Below are 22,004 nucleotides of genomic sequence, written 5' to 3'. Positions count from 1 at the left end.
TCCGACCGACGCGAATGTTACTCACCTTCACCAGTCGATGGGGCCTTCACCGCGCATTCGAGTCGAACAGCGCGTCGGCCGGCGGCGGCCAATGGTGGGCGGTCAGGTAGAAGGAGACATACCCGGCGACGACCGGGGTCACGATCAGCAGCACGAGCACCAGCAGGGTGAGCATCGCACGCGCGAACGGCCCCCGCCGCTCGCGCTGGCGAGGCCGCCGATCGTCGCGCTGCGTGGGGCGCGACTGCGTCGGCCGCCCCTGCGCCGGCCTTCCTTGCGTGGGGCGCTGACTGTCGGCGGTCTGGCGGATCGGGCTGCCGTACTCGTCGTAGCGCGTCGCGGGCTCGGCCGACGCGCCCCCGGAGACGAAGATCTGGCCACCCGCCCTGTTCGGGGGCGCCGACACCGGCGGCCCGCCGTAGTTGGCCGGCGGCCCGGACATCGGCTGGTTGTAGTTGGCCGGCGGCGCCGAGGAGGGCTGGTTGTGCCGTTGCGGCTGCCCATACGTCGCGGGCGGCCCCGACATCGGCTGGTTGAAGGCCTGCTGCCCACCCGCCGGCTGCCCGTAGTTCGCCGGCGGCGCCGACGCGGGCTGGTTGTAGCCCGCCGGCGCCGAGGACGGCTGGCCGTGCCCCTGCGGCTGCCCATACGTCGCGGGCGGCGCCGACATCGGCTGGTTGGTGCTGGCCGGCGGACTTGACGCGGGCTGCCCATAGGCGGCCGGGGGCACGGACACCGGCGGCCCGTAGTTGACCGGCGGACCCGAGGCGGGCACGCCATAACCGCCCTGCGTGCCCGTGGCCTGCCCACCGGCGTAGTTGCCCGGCGGGGCCGACGCCGGATACGCCGAATACCCCCCACCACCGGCACCGGGCGGCGCCGAAACTGGCGGCGCCGACATCGGCACACCGGACATCGGCGCGTTGCTCCCGGCAGACTCCGTGGCGAACGTCCCCGCCTCAGGCCACAACGGCCCACCCGTCCCCTGCGCCCCACCGCCGCCCTGTCCAGCACCGGACTGCCCGCCGCCGGCCCCACCACCGGGCTGCGCCCCACCGAACTGCCCGGGGCCGACCCCAACACCGGGCTGCGCCCCACCGGACTGCCCGCCGCCGACCCCACCACCAGGCTGCGCCCCACCGAACTGGCCGGGGCCGCCCTGCCCAGCGCCGGACGCCGCAGCACCCGGCAGGCCCGCGCCGGCCGCGCCGAACTGTGCGGCACCAGCCTGCGGCCCGCCGGACGTCGGCGCTGGAGGCTGCCAGTCGAAGCCCTGCACCTTCGGGAACATCCCGGTCGCCGGGCCGGGGGCGGGCGCCGCCGTCGCCTGGATCTCCGTCGAGCCGGTCAGCATGCTGCCCTCGGCGACCACCAGCTCGGGCTGCTCGATCACCACGGGGGCAGTGCCCAGCGCGCGGTGCAGCAGCGTGCCGACCAGAGGCATCCTGCTGGACCCGCCGACCAGGAACACGCCCGCGATGCTGCCCTCGCTCAGCTGGGCCCAGCGCATGACGCCCTGCGTGACGCGGACCGTCTGCTCGATCAGCGGCTGCGCGAGCCGCTCCAGCTCCTCGCGGGTGAGGTGGACGTCGATGTTGAGCAGCGGCACCGTCAGGTCCGAGGCAGGCTGGCGGGACAGCCGCTCCTTCGCCACCCGCGCGTCGTCGAAGAGCAGCCGCCGGGCCCGGCGGTCCTCGATCGTCTGCGGGCTCATCAGCCGCTGCCACTCCTGCGGCGACTGCGGCTCGCAGATGGAGGCGATGTGCGCCACGATCGCGTTGTCGACGTCGATGCCGCCGATGTCGTCGCGGCCGTCGACGGCAAGGACCTCGAAGCCGCCCTGGGTGCGGGCGACGACGCTGGCGTCGAACGTGCCGGCGCCGAAGTCGTGCACGACGACGACCGAGCCGACGGGCACGTCCTTGCCGAGCACCTGGGTGAAGTAGGCGGCGGCCGCGACCGGCTCGGGCACCAGCCGCACCCGGCCCAGGCCCGCGGCCTGGGCGGCGTCGGCGACGGCGAGCCGCCGGGTGGCGCCCCACGACGCCGGGAAGGTCACCGTCACCTCGGACGCGACGTCGCCGACCGTGCGGGTCCACTCGTCGCGGACGCGACGCAGGACGGTGGCGACGAGCTCGTTGACGGGGATCTCCCGGTCGCCGAGCAGCACGGTGCCCTCGTCGATACGACGCTTCGGGTTGGGCTCGAACCGGGCCGGCTCCAGGCGGGCGCTGTGCACCGCGTCGCGGCCGACGATGACGGCGCCGGCGGGCTCGGCATAGACGGCGGAGGGCAGCAGCGGAGAGCCGTCGAAGAGCAGCGCACGGGACCGGCCGTCTGGCCACCGCACCACGGCGACGGTGTTGGAGGTGCCGAAGTCGACACCGAGCCGAATCCCTGGCGTTGGCATGACAGGAAGTCTAGGCGCCGGGTACGACGGTTCTCACGCCTCGGCGCCTGCCGTCGCGTTGCCGACTGAAGGCGCGGGCGGGCGCAGCGGACGGACCCAGGCGCGGGCGCTCGGCAGCAGGAGCAGCAGCGCCGACCCCAGGTAGACGCCCGTGACCGCCAGCCAGGCCGGCTGGTGCGACGTCGAAGCGGTGTACGCACCGCCGAAGGCGAGCAGCACGCACAGCACGCTCGGATACCACAGGTGCCCGTCGCTGCCGCGACGCAGCCACCGCGCGCCGTGCGTGTACAGGATCGCGAACGCGAGCGAGCCCAGCCCGCCGTACAGGCCGGCCTGCCAGCCCGCGTCCGTCAGCTCCTGCGTGTCGGACACCTTGTAGACGATCAGCACGAGCGCGACCAGGCCGGTCGAGATGTACATGAGCACGCCGTACAGGGTCAGGAAGCCCGCGGGCCAGCGGATCGCTCCGGGTGCGATCCGGCGCGGCGGTGGCGGCACGGGCGGCATGACGTACTGCGGCACGTAGACGACCTGCGGCGGAGGCGGCTGGTAGAACAGCGGGCGCGGTGGATGTGCCTGTTGCGGCGGCATCCGGTGTACCGGCGGCGCAGGGCTGAAGGGCGCGGGGCTGAACGGCACGGCACCGGGCGAGACCGGCCCGCTCGCACCCGAGACCGGCGCGACGCCCGGCCCGGCGCCCGCGGGCGACACCGGCATCACGACCGGCGCCCGGCCGGCAGAACCACACCACGGGAGGGCGCCACCGGCGACCCGACCGGCGGAAGCGGCCCACGCGGCACAGGCGGCACGGGCGGCGCCGCCGGTGACCCCGCCGGCGGAACCACGACGGCGGGCGACGGCGCCGTCGGTACCGGCGAAACAACCGCGACAGGAGGCTGCGACGGCGAGGCGACGGGTGCCGCACCGCGGGGGCGGACGGCGGTGGACGGCTTGTCGATCCGCGCGCCGACCAGGACGCTGCCCTCGGCGACCACCATCTCCGGCTGTTCGATCGTCACCGGCGGCGTGCCGAACGCGCGGTGCAGCTCCGTCGCGACCAGCGGGATCTGGCTCGCCCCGCCGACCAGGAAGATGCCCGCGACCTGCCCGGCCGTGACCCGCGACAGCCGGACGGTCTCGGTCAGCACCCGCACCGACCGCTCCACCAGCGGCCGCGCCGCCGCCTCGAACTCGTCGCGGGTCAACTGCACGTCGACGTCCAGCAGCGGGACCAGGACCGTGACGGAGGAGGCGCGCGACAGGCGCTCCTTCGCCTCCCGGACCTCCTCACGCAGCAGCCGGGCGGCCCGCGCCTCCTCGACCGTCGACGGCGCGACCAGCCGCTGCCAGCGCTCCGGCGGCAGGGCCCGGCCGATCATCGCGAGGACGACCTCGTCGAAGTCGAGCCCGCCGAGGTCGTCGCGGCCGTCGACGGCGAGCACCTCGAAGCCGTCCGCGGTGCGCGCGACGACGCTGCCGTCGAACGTCCCGGCGCCCAGGTCGTAGACCACGACGGCGGAGCCGACGGGCACCAGGTGGCGCAGGACCCGCACGAAGTAGGTCGCTGCGGCCACCGGCTCGGGGATCAGGGTCGCGGCCGGGAGGTCTGCCGCTCGTACCGCGGCCGCCAACGCCTTGCGACGGGTGGACGCCCAATTGGCGGGGTGCGTCACGGTGACCGCCTCGGGAGGGCCGCCGGCCGTGCGGACGAACTCGGCGCGCACCCGCTGGAAGACGGCGACCAGCAGGTCGTGGACGGGCACCTCCTGCTCACCCAGGAAGACGTGACCGTCGTCGATGCGCCGCTTCGGGTTGGGCTCGAGGCTGGCCGGGGCGCGCCGGGCGCTGTGCAACGCGTCACGGCCGACGACGAGCTCGCCGTCCGCCCAGAACGTCGCCGACGGCAGCAGCGGGGTGCCGTCGAAGAGCAGCGGCCGGGCCCGGCCGTCGGGCCAGCGCGCCACGGCGACGGTGTGCGACGTGCCGAAGTCCACGCCCAGGGCCACCATGCCCGGAATCCTAGGGCTACGCGGACTGCTCCACTGCCCGCTGCAGAGCGCGGTAGATCTGCCCGAACTTCGGCGAGTCCGTGGTCGAGTAGATCATCGCCTCGCCCTGCCGGGTGCGCACCCAGATCTCGTGCACGCCCTTGCCGTGGTCGTGCGCCCGGTCGAGCAGGTCCAGCAGCCCTTCCACGCTGAACGCCACGATCCCGCCGATGACGATGATCCCGAGGATGCCGCCCGCGATGTACATCGTGGACTCCGGCCCGGTGAAGTCGATCCGGCGCGCGGCCAGTCCGGCGGCGATGAGCAGCCCGATGATCAGCGCCACCGCTCCGCCGCGGGTCGCGATCATGTACGCGCCCTGCACCAGCCTCCCGGAGCGCCGATGCCAGATGTACGTCAGGGTCTCCAGCGGATACCAGGCGGCGTCGACCTGCACACCGTCGGAGCTGATGTGCACCTCGTTGTCGCGGTAGAACGTCGTCGCCATGGCACATCTGACGGTACGCCGGAATACGCTGCGGGCAACGACAACGACGTTGAGGAGACACAGTGGGCGACACCAGGCTGGTCCAGCTGGAGATCGAAGACGGTATCGGCACCATCCGGCTCGCCAGGCCGCCGGTCAACGCGCTGAACATCCAGATCCAGGAGGAGCTGCGCGAGGCCGCCGCCGCCGCATCCACCGACCCTTCGGTGCGGGCGGTCATCCTGTACGGGGGAGACAAGGTCTTCGCGGCCGGCGTCGACATCAAGGAGATGGCCGGGATGGGCTACTCCGAGATGGCCGCCAGGGCCGCCGCGCTCACCGGAGCCTTCGACGCCGTCGCACGCATTCCGAAGCCCGTCGTCGCGGCCGTCAACGGATACGCCCTGGGCGGCGGCTGCGAGCTCGCCCTGACCGCCGACTGGCGCGTCGCCGCCGAGGACGCGACCCTGGGCCAGCCGGAGATCACTCTCGGCATCATCCCCGGCGCGGGCGGCACGCAGCGCCTGGCCCGCCTCCTCGGCCCAGCCCGCGCCAAGGACCTCATCATGACCGGACGCTTCGTGAAGGCCCCCGAGGCGCTGGCGATCGGCCTGGTCGACAAGGTCGTCCCCGCCGCGGAGGTGTACGCGACGGCCAAGGCCATGGTCGAGCCCTTCGTCCACGGGCCAGCCCTCGCCCTGCGCGCCGCGAAGCTCGCCGTCGACGGCGGCCTGGACATGGACCTCGCCTCCGGCCTGGCCTGGGAGAGCCAACTGTTCGCCGCCCTGTTCAGCACCGAGGACAAGAACGAGGGCATGACCGCCTTCATCGAGAAGCGCAAACCCAAGTTCACCTGACCCCACCAAGCACCCACCTCATGGTCCCGCACCGTCCAGGTGACCACGGGATCATGAGGTGGAACACCAACACCCCCCACATCGCTCCGCGACCCCGCACGCAACCGCCGCGTTGATCGAAGGACACCCCTGGCCGCCCAAGCGACCACTGCACGACTTCGATCACCACGACAACGATCGACCCGCAGAAAGCCGGAACCCCGGCGGTCAGCGGGATGTGCACCGGTCCTGGAAACCAACAACGGCGTGGAAACACCGAATGACGCCCTCGACGGCGCTGGACCATGCGAGGACGGCGGCCGGGGAACATCACCGCGACCACGCCACCAGACGCCCGGCCCCCAGATCCGTGCGGAAGACGCACCCTCCCTCCGCACACGGACATCACCACCGGGACAGCGAACACGGACCACTCAGCCGGCAACCCTCACCACCACCGTGATCGAAGGACAGCCCTGGCCGCCCGCACGACCACCAGACGACTTCGATCATCGAAGGCCACGACCACGATCGCTCCAAGGGGAACCACGACGGCGGGGACGTTGCTGCGACGAGAGCACGTCGCGCTGGTTCGCAAAGCAAACGACGGCGAATGCGACGCCAGCGGTCAGCGGGATGTGCACCGGTCCTGGAAACCAACGATGGCGTGGAAACACCGAATGACACCCCCGGCGGCGCTGACCATGCGAGGACGGCGGCCGGGGAACATCACCGCGACCACGCCATCAGACGCCCGGCCCCAGATCCGTGCGGAAGACGCACCCTCCCTCCGCACACGGACATCACCACCGGGGACAGCGAACACGGATCTCTCAGTCGGCAACCCTCGCCATCCCCGTGATCGAAGGACAGCTCTGGCCGCCCGCACGACCACCAGACGACTTCGATCATCGAAGGTCACGGCCACGATCACTCCAACGGGGCTACAAACGCGCGGATGGCGCTGCAACGAAAGCTGGCTTGTGAAACCCAACAACGGCGTGGAAACAACGAATGACACCCCCGACGGCGCTGGACCATGCGAGAACGAAGGCCGGGAAACGCCACCGCAACCACGCCATCAGACGCCCGGCCCCCAAGTCCGCGCGGAAGACGCACCCTCCCTCCGCACACGGACATCATCACCGGGACAGCGAACACGGACCACTCAGCCGGCAACCCTCACCACCACCGTGATCGAAGGACAGCCCTGGCCGCCCGCACGACCACCAGACGACTTCGATCATCGAAGGCCACGACCACGATCGCTCCAAGGGGAACCACGACGGCGGGGACGTTGCTGCGACGAGAGCACGTCGCGCTGGTTCGCAAAGCAAACGACGGCGAATGCGACGCCGGCGGTCAGCGGGATGTGCACCGGTCCTGGAAACCAACAACGGCGTGGAAACATCGAATGACACCCCCGACGGCGCTGGACCATGCGAGGACGGCGGCCGGGGAACACCACGGCAACCACGCCATCAGACGCCCGACCCCCAGGTCCGCACGGAAGACACACCCTCCCTCCGCGAACGGACATCACCACCGGGGACAGCGAACACGGATCTCTCAGCCGGCAACCCTCACCATCACCGTGATCGAAGGACAGCCCTGGCCGCCCGCACGACCACCAGACGACTTCGATCATCGAAGGTCACGGCCACGATCACTCCAACGGGGCTACAAACGCGCGGATGGCGCTGCAACGAAAGCTGGTTTGCGAAGCCAACGACGGTGTGGAAACAACGAATGAAACCCTCAACGGCGCTGGACCATGCGAGAACGAAGGCCGGGAAACGCCACCGCGACCACGCCACGCACGGCAACCACGCCACCAGGCGCCCGGCCCCAGATCCGTGCGGAAGACGCACCCTGCCTCCGCACACGGACATCACCACCGGGGACAGCGAACACGGACCACTCAGCCGGCAACCCTCACCACCACCGTGATCGAAGGACAACCTTGGCCGCCCGCACGACCACCAGACGACTTCGATCATCGAAGAAGGCCACGACCGCAATCGCTCCAAGGGGAACTACGCCGGCAGGGATGGTGCTGCGACGAGAGTGCGTTGCGCTGGTTCGTGAAGCCAACGACGGCGAGTGCGGCGCCGGCGTTCAGCTGATGTGCACTGGGTTGTGAGAACCAACGACGGTGTGGAAGCACCGAATGACGCCCTCGACAGCGCTGGACCACGTGAGGACGGCGGCCGAGGAACATCACCGCGACCACGGCACGGACAACCACGCCACCTGACGCCCGAGCCGCGGGCCAGCCGGGAAGAATCCACCCTCCGTGCTGGCCTGCGACGGCGAAATCCCACATGGATCGGCGAACCCGCACGCGGGCAGCGACCACGGACGGCCGCGGAGCCGCGTGCGGCACAGGGCGCCGACCGGCCGCGAGCAGGTCAGCGGCGGCCCTCGCAGCGGGGGTCGGGCGGGGTGGGCCGGCGGGCCGGGGCGATCCAGCTCAGCGCCGTCTGCTCCACCGACCAGCCGTGCGCGTCGACGGTGCTGGCCGGCGGCCGGTCGCCCGCGTCGCAGAGGACCTTCGCCTGGACGCTTTCGTTGAGGACGAAGTGGACGGTGCCGCCCGTGTCGAGCAGGGTCGTCATCCGGTCGTCGACGGTGATCACCGAGCCGACGAGCAGCCCGTCGTCGGTGTCGACGGCGACCGTCGGCAGGATCGGGGCGCGCAGGAACACGACCCCGATCAGGAACGGCGCCGCGAACGCGGCCACCACCGCCGGCCAGTGCGTCACGGCCCGCGCCGCCCATGCCGGCACCGGCCCGGTCAGCAGCGGCGTCACCAGCGGCGGCAGCGCCAGCAGAATGAACGTGACCGGCTCACCTTCCCGCAGCGCCGCGACGATCGCCGGGCCGAGGAACGTGTACTCCAGCACCGCCGCCACGAACGGCAGCACCACCCCCGTGGCGGCCGCCGCGGCGCCCACGCCGGCCGCCCGCTGCCGCACGACCAGGCCGAGGATCGACAGCGCGACCATGACCAGCAGTGGCAGGAACCGCAGCTGCCAGGTCAGCCCGCCGATCACCAGCGCCACGACGACCACCCAGTCGGGGATCCGCCGGGCGGCCGCGGCCAGCCGGGACGTCGCCGCCGCGGCCGGGTCGCTGAGCTCCAGCAGCGCGCCCAGCACCCGGGTCAGCAGCAGCGCCGCCGGAAACACCCACAGCAGCGCGATCACCAGCGTGCTCAGCAGGCCCAGCGGGCTCACGTACTGCACGAAGAGCAGCATGGTCTGCACGTTCTGCCGGCTGAGATACCACAGCCGCAGCACCAGCAGGACGATCGGAAACGTGGGCAGCAGCGGCAGCAGCCACTCCCGGTCGCCGCCTACCTCTCCCACGGCCACTGACGGACGTCCACCTTCGGCACCTCGGGCTGGTGGTCGATCGCCACCTGCTGATTCGGGCTGAACCGCTGCTCGCTGCGCAGGTACTTGTCATACGCCTGCTCCCACCGCCGGTCGGTCGCGTCGTGCGCGGAGCGGTACAGGTACAGGTTCACCAGGGTCTGTAAGGCCTCGTTGTCACCGCAGTTGATCCCCCACCGCTCGTCGCCGGTGAGCCCGACGTCGTGGTGCACGAGGGTCTGCCCGCCGTCCTCCGCGACGAAGCCGGCGAGGATCGCCGCGTCGGTCGTGACCGCGTCGAACTCGCCCGCCTTGAGCCCGGCGACGCAGGAGCTGATCTCGTTCTTCCCCGAGAGGGTCACGCCGGCGGACCTGGCGACCTCGCTGGACGTGGAGGTGGCCAGGGTGCAGACCCGCTCCCCACGCAGGTCCTCGAGGCTGCTGACCGGCTTGTGCGCCTTGAGCGTGACCACCGACTGCTGGGTGCTCAGATACGGCCCGGCGAAGCGCACCCCCGGCTGCTCGGACCGCTCCTTGGTGATGCTGAAACTGGCCACGACGAGGTCGACGGTGACGAACCTGCCGTCGCCCGCGCGGGCCTGCATCCTGGCCCGGTCCTCGGTCTCGATCGACAGGAAACGGACCTGGTCGGGGCGGAACCCGAGATCGCCCGCGACGAGATAGGCGATGTCGATGTCGAAGCCGGCATATTCGCCGGTGGTCTTGTCGCGCAGGCTCACGCCCGGGGTGTCGTCCTTGACCCCGATCAGCAGCTCGCTGCGCCCGCCGATGGCACGCTGGCGCAGGTCGGCCTCCGACGGCGGCCCGACGTCCACGACCACGACCACCGCGACCACGATGACCGCGACGAGCACCACGACCCACGCGACCAGCCGCGCGACCCTGGTCCGGCGCACCGGCACAGGATCCGGGCCAGGATCCGGATCGCCGGGTGGATCAACAACTGGATCGGCCACCGTCGAAACCCCCCGTTCAGATGCATCGAACGGTACCGCTGGGGTACGACAGTTTTCTAGACCGCCTGCGCGTGGTAGCGACCGTCCACGATCGACAGTCGCAGCGGCAGCCCGAACGCCGCGGACAGGTTCTCGGCGGTCACCGTTTCGTGCAGCAGGCCCTGCGCCACGACACCGCCGTCGCGCATCAGCAGCGCGTGCGTGAACTCCGGCGGGATCTCCTCGACGTGGTGCGTGACCAGCACGATCGCCGGCGAGTCGGGGTCGGCGGCCAGCTCCGACAGGCGCCGCACAAGGTCCTCGCGGGCGCCGAGGTCCAGGCCGGCGGTCGGCTCGTCGAGCAGCAGCAGCTCCGGGTCGACCATCAGCGACCGGGCGATCTGCACCCGCTTGCGCTCGCCTTCGGACAGGGTGCCGTAGAGCCGATCGGCCAGCGCGCCGACGCCGAACTGCTCCAGCAGCGCCTGCGCCCGCGCCTCGTCCATGTGGTCGTACCGCTCGGTGAAGCGCCCCACGACCGCCCACGACGCGGTCACGACCACGTCACGCACCGTCTCGTCGGGCGGCAGCTGCAGCCCTGCCGAGGAGAACCCGAGGCGGGTCTTGAGCTCGTTGATGTTGGTGCGACCGAGCTTCTCCCCGAGCACGGTCACCGTGCCGCGGGTCGGGTACAGCCGCGCCCCGGCGAGATTCAGCAGCGTGGTCTTGCCGGCGCCGTTGGGGCCGAGCACCACCCAGCGCTCGTCGAGCTCCACCTGCCAGCTCACCGATCGGATGAGATCGGACCGGTTGCGGGTCACCGTCGCTTTGTCCACCGCGATGACAAGGTCATCTGACACGGCCCAATCCAACCACGCGCCCGAAGTACGGAAGGTCCGGCCCCCCACGCCCGTGACGAAAGCCGTATCGTGCGCGGGGATGAGTGCCGTTCTGGAAATCGCCGGTCTGGTGAAGACCTACCAGACGCTGTTCGGCAAGCCCCGCGTCGCGTTGGACCACCTCGACATGGAGGTCCACCAGGGCCAGATCCACGGGTTCCTCGGACCCAACGGGTCCGGCAAGAGCACCACGCTCAAGACGCTGCTCGGGCTGCTGCGCGCCGAGTCCGGTCACATGCGCATCCTCGGCCAGCCGGTGCCGAGGGCGCTGCCGCAGGTCGTGTCGCGGGTCGGCGCGATCGTCGAGGCGCCGGCGTTCTTCGGCAACTTCACCGGCCACAAGACGCTGACCTTGTTGGCGAAGGCGGGTGGTGTACCGAAGCAGCGCGTCGACGTGGTGCTGGACCAGGTCGGTCTCACCAACCGCGCCGAGGACCAGGTCAAGTCCTACTCGCTCGGCATGAGGCAGCGCCTCGCGGTGGCCTCCGCCCTGCTGAAGGACCCCGAGCTGCTGATCCTCGACGAGCCGAACAACGGGCTCGACCCGGCCGGCATCCGTGAGATGCGCGACCTGCTCCGCGAACAGGCGGACCGCGGCACGACCGTGGTGATCTCCAGCCACATCCTCGCCGAGATCCAGCAGATCTGCGACTCGGTCACGATCATCTCCCGGGGGCGGCGGGTCGCGGCCGGGCCGGTGTCGGAGGTGCTCGCCGCCAACGACCGCGGCACCTACCGGGTCCGCGTCGACGACACCGAGCGGGCCGCGCAGGTGCTCGCCGACGCCGGCGCGCAGGTCACCCTGTCCGGCGACCAGATCATCGTGCACGACCTCGCCGACCCGTCCTGGGTCTCGCGCGCCCTGGGCGTCAACGACCTGTGGGTCCGCGAGCTCGCCCCGGTCCAGCAGTTGGAGGACGCATTCCTCCAGCTCACCGGGGGTGGGCCCCGGCGCGGGCAGTTCCGCCCGGTCGACAACTCCGACTGGCCCGAGCAGGATCCACCCGTACAACATGAGCAAAACGGCACAGGTCAGATCATCGAGAACGGACGGCCGGCATGAACCAGCTGCTGCGGGCCGAGTGGACCCGCCTGTTCAGCCGCCGGGTCACGCTGGTGACCCTCGTGCTCATCGCGGCCCTGCTGGCCTTCCTGACCTTCGGGTTCTCGCTGACCCGCAGCAACCCGACCGCGGCGGAGTACAACACCGCCACCGAGCGGGCCGCGTCCGCCGCGGCGATCTACGACGAGAACGTCGCGCTGTGCGAGGACGTGCAGAGCGGCATCCGCACCGGTCCGGCCGGCATCAAGTTCCCGCGTAACTGCGACTACGGCCCGCGCCCGACCGCCGACTCGATGCTCGACTACGGCTTCTCGTTCAGCCGCCAGTGGCCGGAGCTGTTCACGACCGCGGCGATCGTGCTGACGGTGGCCGGCTTCGTGCTCGGCGCGTCGTTCGTGGGCGTCGAGTGGAGCTCCGGCGGCATGCTCAACCTGCTGCTCTGGGCCCCCCGCCGCGGCGCGGTCCTGGGCAGCAAGCTGATCGCGGCCTGTGCCGGCACGGCGCTGGTGGCGGCGGTGTACCTCGCGGTCTGGACCGGCGCGTTCGTCGCCGTGGCCGCCACGAACGACACCGTCAGCTCCATGGGCCTGGCGGACTGGTCGTCGCTGCTCATCACGGGCCTGCGGGTGATCCTGCTGACGATGGCCGGCACGGCGCTCGGCTTCGCGATCGCCTCCATCGGGCGGCACACGTCGGCGGCGCTCGGCGTCGGCATCGCGTACCTGCTGGTCTACGAGCTCGGAGCGATCATCATCTTCGGGTTGATCGGCGGCACCGACTACTCCGAGAAGTACCGCCTCTCCAGCTACGTCTCCGCCTGGCTGAACAAGTCCTACACGTTCCAGGGCACGTCCGGGTACTGCACCGAGACGAACTGCGTGGTGCCGCAGGACACCTTCTGGGGCAGCTGGCAGCAGGGCGGCCTGGTGATCGCCGCGGTCGTGGCGGTCGTGCTGGCCGGCGCGTTCGCCTCGATGCGCCGGCGCGACACCAACTGAACCACCCGGCCGGCGATCAGGCGGTGCCGCCTCGACACACCGGCCCCAGGCGGCATCGCCTCGACACACCGGCCCCAGGCGGTGCCGCCTCGATACACCTGCCTCAGGCGGCATCGCCTCGATACACCGGCCTCAGGCGGTGTCGCCGAAGACCTCTTCGCGGACCGCGTCGAGGCCGGTCAGGATGGCGCCGTTGAGGACCGGCTCGCTGGACACCTCGGTGGCCACCACCCGCGGCGACACCACGGCGATCGCGGCGACCTCGTGCTGCACCCGCTGCGCGAGGTCCGCGCCGCCCGCCTGGCCGATCTCGCCGGCGAGGACGACCAGCTCAGGGTCGAGCACCAGCCCCACCGAGGCCACCCCGAGCGAGATCCGGCGGGCCAGCTCGTCAAGGAAGGGGCTGCCGTCGGTACCGGCGGCGATCGCGGCCCTGATGGCATCGCCCGCGCCGGCGGCCTTGAACCCGTGGGACTTGGCGACCGTCTTGACCGCCGCCGCGTCGGTGAGCGTGCGGAAGCCGCTCTTCGACCGGCGGGTCGCGTCGCGGCTGACCTGCGTGCCGGACACCGGCAGATAGCCGATCTCGCCGGCCGCGCCGACGCTGCCGCGGTGCAGCCGCCCGCCGAGCACGACGGCGGTGCCGACGCCGCGGTCCAGCCAGACCAGCACGAAGTCCTTCGCCCCGATCGCGGCACCGCTGTGCTGCTCGGCGATGGCGGCGAGGTTCACGTCGTTCTCGAACACGACGGGCCGGCCGAGGTCCTCCCGCAGGGCCGTGAGCAGGCCCCGGTGCCAGCGCGGCAGGTCCCACGCGAACGTGATCTCGCCGCTCTTCGGGTCGACCAGGCCGGGCGTGCCGAGCACGATGCGGCGGATGCGCTCGATCGGCGCGCCGGCCTCCGCGGCCGCCTCGACCACGGCGGCGTGGACGACCTTGACCGGGTCGTCCCCTTCGCCGATGGAGACGTCCGTACGGCCGACGATCCTGCCCGTGATGTCCGCCACGCCGGCCACCACGTGCTGCGGGCCGGCGTCGACCCCGACGACGTACGCGGTCGCGGGGACCACGGCGTACATCTGGGCGTTCGGCCCGCGGCCGCCCGCCTGCTCGCCGACGCGCGCCACCAGACCGCGCTCCTCCAGGCGCTCCACCAGCTGCGACGCGGTGACCTTGGACAGCCCGGTCAGCTCGCCGAGCTGCGCGCGGGTCAGTGGTCCCTTGCTCAGCAGCAGCTCAAGGGCCGCACGGTCGTTGAGCGCGCGCAGCAACCTCGGAGTGCCTGGAAGGCGAGCAGAACTCATGGTGACGAACACCCCTAGTATTTAAGAAACTTTCCTATTAGATTGCCTCGGGCAACCTATACCGGAAGCGTACGGTCACACTATTCACACGGCCTACGCACATCCGGTCAAGATGCTCTTACGATCGTGGATAGCGCGTCAGACGAGTGTTCAACACTGGTCCGCGCGCTGAGGGGGGAACAACCGTGGCGAACGATCCAGGACTCCGCAGGCTGGCGCTGGGCACGCTGCTCGGCGCGTTCCCGGGCGCGCAGGCCCCGGCCTGGGCCGTCGACCTGCTCGGCGAGGGCATGGCCGGTCACCTGCTGTTCGGGTACAACATCGTCGACCGCGACCAGGTCGCGGCACTGACCACCCAGCTGCACTCGGCTCGCGACGGCGTGCTCATCGCGATCGACGAGGAGGGTGGCGACGTCACCCGGCTGGCGCACCACCTCGGCAGCCCGTACCCGGGCAACGCCGCACTCGGCGCGCTGGGCGACCCGGCGATCACCCGCCGCGTGTACCGGACCATCGGCGCGGAGCTCGACCAGCTGGGCCTCAACCTGAACCTGGCGCCCACCGTCGACGTCAACACCGCCGACGACAACCCGATCATCGGCACCCGCAGCTTCGGCGCCGACCCGCACCTCGTCGCCGGGCACACCGCCGCCGCCGTGCTGGGCCTGCAGAGCGCCCGCGTCGCCGCCTGCGCCAAGCACTTCCCCGGCCACGGCGCCACGCTGGCCGACTCGCACCTCGAGCTGCCGACCGTGGACATCTCCGCGGCGGAGCTGCGCGGCCGCGAGCTGCCGCCGTTCGTCGCCGCCATCGAGGCGGGCAGCAAGTCGATCATGAGCGCGCACATCCGCGTGCCCGCCCTCACCGGCGCCGCCCCGGCCACCTTCAGCAGCGCCGTCCTCGTCGACCTGCTGCGCGCCGAGCTCGGCTTCACCGGCGTCGTCGTCACCGACGCCCTGGAGATGCTCGGCGCCGCCCGGTATGCCGGCAGCACCCAGGCCGGCGCCGTCCTCGCCCTCGCCGCCGGCGCCGACCTGCTCTGCATCGGCGCCGACGTGGACGAGAAGCTGACCCTCGCCTGCGTCGACGAGATCGTCACCGCCGTCCAGGACGGCCGCCTGCCCCTGGCGCGCCTGGAGGAGGCCGTCGCCCGCGTCCAGGCGCTGGCCGACTGGACCCGCCAGGGCGACCGGACCGACCGGGAGGAGCCCGGCCTCGGGTACCCGGCGGCGCTCAGCGCCGTCCGCATCGAAGGCTCCGTGGACCGCTCCGACGCCCCGCTGATCGTCCAGCTGGAGTCGGAGTCGTCGATCGCCGCGGGCCGCGTCCCGTGGGGCCTCGGCCCGCACGTCAACGGCACCGAGCAGATCCGCGTCGTGGCCGAGCAGACCGCCGCCGAGGAGCTGCGCGCCAAGGCCGGCACCCGCCCGATCGTCGTCGTGGGCCGTAACGTCCACCGTCTGCCGGGCGCCCGCGCGCTGGTCGACACCCTGGCCGCCGCCCACCCCGTCACCGTCGTCGAGATGGGCTGGCCGTCCTCCTGGCGCCCCACCGGCGCCCGCGCCTTCATCACCACCTGGGGCGCCAGCCACGCCAACGGCCGCGCCGCCGCCGAAACCCTCGGCCTCGCCGCCTGACCCACCCCCCATGATCCGGAAGACTTTTTGTCGCCAGAGCGACCAGAAGTCTTCCGGATCATGAGAAAGTGCGGCGGCGAGTCACGCGGCGGACCGGGCAGTCGGGGCGGCGGCACGGCTGGAGCCTGCCGCGCCAGCCGCCGGCCTTGAGCGCCCGGGCAACCTCGATGGCGGTCGCGCAGGGCGCCACCACGTCTGCCCAGCCGTAGCGGAGCGTCCGCTGGCCATCTGCGGCTGTCGCGTTGTCCCGCCGCTGGTCGCGCCGACGGTGCTCCTCAGGGTGAAAGGCGCGGCCGTCGAGCTCGACGACGGTGGCGAACGCTTTGTACTCGACGTCCCGGTATCGCGTCGCACCTGGCTGTCGCCGCCGGACCTGCCGACGGCCAGCGGGCAGGCGGTGCCCCCGCTCCACGTCCTTCAGATAGCGCAGCTCCAGCACGGAGCGCGCACCGACGGCGGCGTCGTCGACCGTGGCCTCCAGCAGCCGCCGCCAGCGCATCTTCCTGCGGCCGCGCAGTGCGGCCGCCAGCCGGTCAGGCGTCGTCAGGCCGCGGCTGCACGCCGTGGTGAGCCAGGCGATCGCCGACGAGAGGCGCCGCTCCTGCTCGGCCAGGTCGAGCACCGTGTCCTCGACCCGGGTGCGCCGAAGGGCCGGACCGGGGTAGACCGTGCCGGCGAGCCGGGCCCGGTGATGCACGACCACGCCCGGCAGCGGCCGGATCCGCCGGCTGCCCGGAATCGTCACGTGGATCGGGTCGGCCTGCCCGTCCACGAGCCCGTGCAGCTCCGCGGCCGATCGGTGGCTCAGCGCGGCGCCCGCACCGGCAGACAGCACCGCCGCCCAGAGCGAGGCACGGCGGGGCATCTCGCCGGTGAAGGTCCGGTACACCCCGTGGTGGACCGTCAACCAGCGTCCCGCGCCGAGATGCGCCCGGATCGCGGACGGGGTCCAGCCCGCCGCCAGCGCCTGACTGCGGGTCACCACCCCGGCCTGCGCCTCGATCAGCTCATCCCACACCCACCCCAGCCTGCGACCACCCCACCACCACGGGAAGCCTCATTCGGCACCTGTGGATAACCGTCTCGATGATCCGGAAGACTTATGGTCGCCCTAGCGACAAAAAGTCTTCCGGATCATGAGAAGGGTCAGGCCGCGGAGGCGCGGACCAGGGTGCGGATCTGGCGGAGGAGGACGGACAGGGCGGCGAGGTCGCCAGGGGACTCGGCGAACTCGCCGATGGCGTTGCGGGTGCGGGCGATCGACGTGGCGTTGCTCTGCTCCCACTCGTCGACCCGGGCCTCCGCGTCGCCGGAAGGGGCGGTGCCGTTGAGGACCTCCGCGGTCAGGGCCGCCAGCGCCGCGTACAGGTCGTAGCGCAGCGCCATGCGGGCCAGGGTCTGCCAGCGGTCCTCGCGCGGCAGGTCGGAGATCTTCGACAGCAGGTTGTCGATGCGGAAGCGCTCGGAGAGCACGTAGTAGACCGTCGCGACCTCGTTGACCTCACGACCGGTCTGCGAGGCGACCTCCACGATGTCGAGCAGGCCGAACCCGTACATGATGCGGGTGGTCTGCTCGGCCAGCTCCTCGGGCACGCCGAGGTCGCGCAGGCGGGTCGTGTTGGCCGTCAGGACGTCGCGCTCGCGCCCCCGGAAGAGGGTGTCGAGCTCGCCGAGCAGGCGCGAGATGCCGGGGCGCAGCCGGGCGATCTCGCCGGGCACGTCGATCGGCAGGCGCCGGTTGGAGACCAGCCAGCGCACGGCACGGTCGAGCAGCCGGCGGATCTCCAGGTACACCTCGGTCTGCGACTCCGTCGGAATCTGGTTGTCGAGGGCCTCGACGGCGGCGCGCAGGGCGTTCAGCCCGTACACCTCGCGGATCACGACGGAGGCGCGCAGCACGTCGGCCGAGCCGGCGCCGGTCTCCTCCGAGGCGCGGTGGAAGAAGGACGTGCCGCCCCGGTTGACCGCCTCGTTGACGACGGCGGTGGTGACGATCTCGCGGCGCAGCGGGTGCTCCGCCATCACCTCGACGAAGCGCTCGCGGAGCGCGGTCGGGAAGTACGCGACGAGCACCTCGTTGGTCCACTCCTCGTCGGGGAGGCCGGAGTCGAGGATCTCGTGCTCGAGCACGATCTTCACGTACGAGAGCATGACGGCGAACTCGGGTGAGGTCAGGCCGACGCCGAGCGCCGCCCTGGAGTCGAGCTCCTCGTCGGTCGGCAGCCCTTCCAGCGTCCGGTCGAGCTGGCCGCGGCGCTCCAGGTCGGCGATGAGCCGCTTGTGGACCGGCAGCAGCGACCGGGACTGTGCACGGGCGTTGCCCAGCGCGGTGGCCTGGTCGTAGTTGTCACGCAGGACCAGCTCGCCGACCTCGTCGGTCATCTGGGCCAGCAGCGGGTTGCGCTCGGCCTGGTCGAGCTCGCCGGCGGCGACCGCGCGGTTGAGCAGGATCTTGATGTTGACCTCGTGGTCGGAGCAGTCGACGCCGGCGGAGTTGTCGATGAAGTCGGTGGCGATTCGGCCGCCGCCGAGCGCGAACTCGATCCTGCCCAGCTGGGTCAGGCCGAGGTTGCCGCCCTCGCCGACGACCTTGGCGCGCAGCTCCCGGCCGTTGACCCGGATGTAGTCGTTGGCCTTGTCGCCGACGTCGGTGTGCGACTCGCTGGTGGCCTTGACGTAGGTGCCGATCCCACCGTTCCAGAACAGGTCGACGGGGGCGGCGAGGATGGCGTGCATCAGCTCGTTGGGCGTCATGGAGGTCACCGAGGACGGGATGCCCAGCACCGCCTTAGCCTCCGTCGTGAGCGGGATCGACTTCGCGGTGCGCGGGTAGACCCCGCCGCCGGCGGAGATGAGCGACGTGTCGTAGTCGGCCCAGGACGAGCGGGGCAGGCCGAACAGCCGCTGCCGCTCCGCGAACGACGCCACCCGGTCGGGCGTGGGGTCGATGAAGATGTGCCGGTGGTCGAAGGCCGCGACCAGCACGATGTGCCGGGACAGCAGCATCCCGTTGCCGAAGACGTCGCCGGACATGTCGCCGACGCCGACGACCGTGAAGTCGGTGGTCTGGGTGTCGACGCCCAGCTCCCGGAAGTGCCGCTTGACCGACTCCCAGGCGCCCCGGGCGGTGATGCCCATCTTCTTGTGGTCGTAGCCGGCGGAGCCGCCCGAGGCGAACGCGTCGCCGAGCCAGAACCCGTACTTCACCGAGATCTCGTTGGCGATGTCGGAGAACGTGGCGGTGCCCTTGTCCGCGGCGACCACGAGATACGGGTCGTCGGGGTCGTGGCGGACCACGTCGGCCGGGGCGACGACCTTGCCGCCGTCGAGGTTGTCGGTGACGTCGAGCAGGGCGGAGATGAACAGCTGGTAGCAGGCGACGGCCTCGTCGCGGTCGCCCGGGTTCTGCTTCAGGACGAAGCCGCCCTTGGCGCCGGTCGGCACGATGACCGCGTTCTTCACCATCTGGGCCTTGACCAGGCCGAGGATCTCGGTGCGGAAGTCCTCGCGCCGGTCGGACCAGCGCAGGCCACCGCGGGCGACCGAACCGAAGCGCAGGTGCACGCCCTCGAACCGCGGTGAGTAGACGAAGATCTCGAACTTCGGCCGCGGCGCCGGCAGGTCGGGGATCGACTGCGGGTCGAGCTTAAACGCGGTGTAGGACTTCGGCCGGCCCGCCTCGCCGCGCTGGAAGAACGACGTGCGCAGCGTCGCCTGGATCAGGGTCAGGAACGAGCGCAGGATGCGGTCCTGGTCGAGGCTGGTCACCTCGTCGAGGTCGGCGTGGATCGCCGAGACCAGCTCCTTGGACTGCACGGCGCGGCTCTCCTCGGACAGCTGCAGCCGCGGGTCGAAGCGGGCCGCGAAGAGCGCCACGAGCTTGGAGGCGACCGACGGGTACTGCAGCAGCGTCGACTCCATGTAGTCCTGCGAGAACACCGTGCCGGCCTGCCGCAGGTACTTGGCGTAGGCCCGGAGGACGACGACCTCGCGCCAGGTGAGGCCGGCCTTGATGACGAGGGTGTTGAAGTTGTCGATCTCGGCCTCGCCGCGCCAGGTGGCTGAGAACGCGTTCTCCAGGTGGGGCCGCACCTCGGTGATCGCCCGCGAGTCGGCGGGCAGCTGCAGGCCGAAGTCGTAGAGGTAGATGGTGCCGTCGGAGCGGTGCATCTCATACGGTCGCTCGTCGGTGACCCGCACGCCGAGGGAGTGCAGCACCGGCAGCACGGCGGACAGGATCATGGGCTCGCCGTAGCGGTACACCTTGAACCGGATGTCGCTCTCGTCCTGGCGGCGCCGGTAGACGTGCATGACGAGCTGTCCCGGCTCGTCGAGCAGCTCCAGCTTCGCGACGTCCTTCACCGCCTCATACGGCGTGTGCTCGTCCTTGTAGGTCTCCGAGATCGCCGCGCCGTAGCGCTGGTAGAGCTCCTTCGCCTGGTGCTCGTCGTCGAGCTTGCGCTCCAGCACGAGCCGGAAGTCGTCGTCCCACAGGCGGGTGGCCTCCGACAGCCGCTCGGTCAGGTCGTCGACGTCGATGTCGCCGGGCGGGTTGCCGGGCTCGGTGCGCACGATGAAGTGCACCCGGGCGAACTTCGACTCGCCGACCCGGGTCGCGTAGTCGACGCCGATGCCGTTGAGCTCGGCGAGCAGGATCTGCTGGATGCGCAGCCGGTTGGCGGTGGTGAACCGGTCGCGGGGCAGGTAGACCAGGCAGGAGATGAAGCGGCCGTAGGCGTCGCGGCGCAGGAACAGCCGCAGCTGCCGCCGGCCGGCGAGGCGCAGCACGCTCATCGCGGAGCGGTAGAGCTCGTCGGTGGTGATCTGGAAGAGCTCGTCGCGCGGGTAGGTCTCCAGCGTCTCCATCAGGTCCTTGCCGGAGTGGGAGCGCGGCGAGAGGCCCGAGCGCTCCACCACCTCGGCGACCTTGCGCTTGACCACCGGCAGGTCCTGCACGCTGGTGCGGTACGCCGCGGAGGAGAACAGCCCCAGGAAGCGCTTCTCGCCGGTCACGTTGCCGTCGGCGTCGAAGATCTTGAAGCCGATGTAGTCCAGGTACGCGGAGCGGTGCACGGTCGCCCTGGAGTTGGCCTTGGTGATGATCAGCAGGCGTTTCTCCAGGGCCTTGGCGTAGGCCTCGGCGGTCATCGAGCTCAGGACCCGCGGGTGCGTCTGGTCGGCGCGCAGGATGCCCAGGCCGGTGCCGAGGACGGCCTGCAGCAGGTCTTCCCCGTTGTCGCCCTTGACCAGCTTGTATTGCCGGAAGCCCAGGAAGGTGAAGTGGTCGTCGGCGAGCCAGCGCAGCAGCTCCACCGAGTCGGTGATGTCCTTGTCGGGCACCGGAAGCTGCGCGCTGCCGAGCTCGTCGGCGAGCGCGAGCGCCTGGGTGCGCATCTTCGGCCAGTCCTCGACCGCTTCACGCACGTCGTTGAGCACGCGGGCCAGGTCGGTGCGCAGCTCCTCGAGCTCGTGATCGTCGCGGATGCGGTCGATCTCGATGCGGATCCAGCTCTCGACGATGTCGGCGGGGGCGGCGTCCTCGGGCTCCAGCCCGACCCGGACCTCCTCCAGGGCGCCCAGCGGCTGGCGGCGCACCACGACGAGCGGGTGGACGAGCAGGTTGACGTCGAGATTGCGGGCCGACAGCGCGCTGGTGACGGAGTCGACCAGGAACGGCATGTCATCGGTGACGATCTCCAGTGATGTGCCGCCGGTCACACTGAGCCCCAGGCGGAGCTTCAGCTCGCCGGGCACCCGCTGCTGGGCGAGCTCGAGGTGCGACCGGGTGGCCGCCACCATCTTCGCCACCGGGCAGTTCGCCAGCTCCTCGTCGGGGACGAGTCGCCAGTAGTGCGCGACGAGTGTGGGATCGGTGTCCTGCGCGGCTGCCAGGACCACCGCCTCGGCGACGAGGTGCTCAGCGTTGGGCATGGGCTGCGCTAACTCGTCGTCCTCGATCGTTGGCTCGGCGACCGCAGTGCGCACCGTTGCCGTGGGCCGGTTCATTGGTCTGTTCTCCCCTCACCCACGACGCTGTGGGTTGTCCCG

The 22,004-nt window shown here is 71.3% G+C and carries 14 protein-coding genes; 4 read left to right on the top strand and 10 right to left on the bottom strand.

Annotated elements, in window-relative coordinates:
- Positions 1-46: 46 nt before the first annotated feature.
- Genes ACFY3L_RS07855 through ACFY3L_RS07840 form a run of 4 tightly spaced genes read right to left on the bottom strand, consistent with a single transcriptional unit; the run spans position 47 to position 4,906 of the window.
- Positions 47-2,410: an Hsp70 family protein gene (locus tag ACFY3L_RS07855; RefSeq protein WP_389319878.1), complete on the bottom strand. Its 2,364-nt coding sequence runs from the start codon at positions 2,408-2,410 to the stop codon at positions 47-49.
- 33 nt (positions 2,411-2,443) lie between these two features.
- Positions 2,444-3,121, bottom strand: coding sequence for a hypothetical protein (locus ACFY3L_RS07850; protein WP_389319875.1), 678 nt, complete (start codon positions 3,119-3,121; stop codon positions 2,444-2,446).
- 5 nt (positions 3,122-3,126) lie between these two features.
- The gene (locus tag ACFY3L_RS07845; protein WP_389319872.1) at positions 3,127-4,419 is read right to left on the bottom strand and encodes an Hsp70 family protein; all 1,293 of its coding nucleotides are present in this window, start codon (positions 4,417-4,419) and stop codon (positions 3,127-3,129) included.
- A 16-nt stretch (positions 4,420-4,435) separates the two neighbouring features.
- Positions 4,436-4,906 carry a DUF6232 family protein gene (locus tag ACFY3L_RS07840; protein ID WP_389319869.1) on the bottom strand — a complete coding sequence of 157 codons (471 nt, stop codon included), beginning with the start codon at positions 4,904-4,906 and terminating at the stop codon, positions 4,436-4,438.
- Positions 4,907-4,968: 62 nt separating this feature from the next.
- Between ACFY3L_RS07840 and ACFY3L_RS07835 the strand changes: the two genes are divergently transcribed.
- On the top strand, positions 4,969-5,742 hold the full coding sequence (locus tag ACFY3L_RS07835; RefSeq protein ID WP_389319866.1) for an enoyl-CoA hydratase/isomerase family protein: 774 nt from the start codon (positions 4,969-4,971) through the stop codon (positions 5,740-5,742).
- Positions 5,743-8,132: 2,390 nt separating this feature from the next.
- On the opposite strand, the gene ACFY3L_RS07830 is transcribed toward ACFY3L_RS07835, so the two are convergent.
- The 3 genes from ACFY3L_RS07830 to ACFY3L_RS07820 all read right to left on the bottom strand — a co-directional run bounded on the left by ACFY3L_RS07830 (position 8,133) and on the right by ACFY3L_RS07820 (position 10,914).
- Positions 8,133-9,092 (bottom strand): hypothetical protein, encoded by a 960-nt coding sequence (locus tag ACFY3L_RS07830; protein ID WP_389319863.1) that lies wholly within the window; start codon positions 9,090-9,092, stop codon positions 8,133-8,135.
- Entirely contained in the window at positions 9,080-10,015 is a 936-nt protein-coding gene (locus ACFY3L_RS07825; RefSeq protein ID WP_389319860.1) for a transporter substrate-binding domain-containing protein, read from the bottom strand. The genes ACFY3L_RS07830 and ACFY3L_RS07825 overlap by 13 nt, the downstream gene beginning before the upstream one ends.
- 116 nt (positions 10,016-10,131) lie before the next feature.
- The gene (locus ACFY3L_RS07820) at positions 10,132-10,914 is read right to left on the bottom strand and encodes an ABC transporter ATP-binding protein (RefSeq protein WP_389319856.1); all 783 of its coding nucleotides are present in this window, start codon (positions 10,912-10,914) and stop codon (positions 10,132-10,134) included.
- A gap of 79 nt (positions 10,915-10,993) precedes the next feature.
- On the opposite strand from ACFY3L_RS07820, the gene ACFY3L_RS07815 reads away from it, so the two are divergent.
- Both ACFY3L_RS07815 and ACFY3L_RS07810 read left to right on the top strand, forming a co-directional pair.
- On the top strand, positions 10,994-12,016 hold the full coding sequence (locus tag ACFY3L_RS07815; RefSeq protein WP_389319853.1) for an ABC transporter ATP-binding protein: 1,023 nt from the start codon (positions 10,994-10,996) through the stop codon (positions 12,014-12,016).
- Positions 12,013-13,014, top strand: a complete 1,002-nt coding sequence (locus ACFY3L_RS07810) for an ABC transporter permease subunit (RefSeq protein WP_389319850.1) — start codon at positions 12,013-12,015, stop codon at positions 13,012-13,014. The genes ACFY3L_RS07815 and ACFY3L_RS07810 overlap by 4 nt, the downstream gene beginning before the upstream one ends.
- A 132-nt stretch (positions 13,015-13,146) precedes the next feature.
- Here ACFY3L_RS07810 and ACFY3L_RS07805 read toward each other — a convergent pair whose 3' ends face one another.
- A complete protein-coding gene (locus tag ACFY3L_RS07805) occupies positions 13,147-14,319 on the bottom strand; it encodes an ROK family protein (protein WP_389319847.1) in 1,173 nt (390 codons plus the stop codon).
- A 185-nt stretch (positions 14,320-14,504) separates the two neighbouring features.
- On the opposite strand from ACFY3L_RS07805, the gene ACFY3L_RS07800 reads away from it, so the two are divergent.
- On the top strand, positions 14,505-15,956 hold the full coding sequence (locus ACFY3L_RS07800; protein ID WP_389319844.1) for a glycoside hydrolase family 3 protein: 1,452 nt from the start codon (positions 14,505-14,507) through the stop codon (positions 15,954-15,956).
- 58 nt (positions 15,957-16,014) lie between these two features.
- On the opposite strand, the gene ACFY3L_RS07795 is transcribed toward ACFY3L_RS07800, so the two are convergent.
- Entirely contained in the window at positions 16,015-16,974 is a 960-nt protein-coding gene (locus ACFY3L_RS07795; RefSeq protein WP_389319841.1) for a type IV toxin-antitoxin system AbiEi family antitoxin domain-containing protein, read from the bottom strand.
- Positions 16,975-17,102: 128 nt separating this feature from the next.
- Positions 17,103-21,962: an NAD-glutamate dehydrogenase gene (locus ACFY3L_RS07790; protein WP_389319838.1), complete on the bottom strand. Its 4,860-nt coding sequence runs from the start codon at positions 21,960-21,962 to the stop codon at positions 17,103-17,105.
- Positions 21,963-22,004 lie beyond the last annotated feature (42 nt).

It is taken from the genome of Dactylosporangium sp. NPDC000521 (assembly GCF_042898305.1).
In the GTDB taxonomy this organism is placed as follows: domain Bacteria; phylum Actinomycetota; class Actinomycetes; order Mycobacteriales; family Micromonosporaceae; genus Dactylosporangium.
Note: the sequence above shows the minus strand (reverse complement) of the source record. Positions and strands in the feature narration are given on the sequence as shown.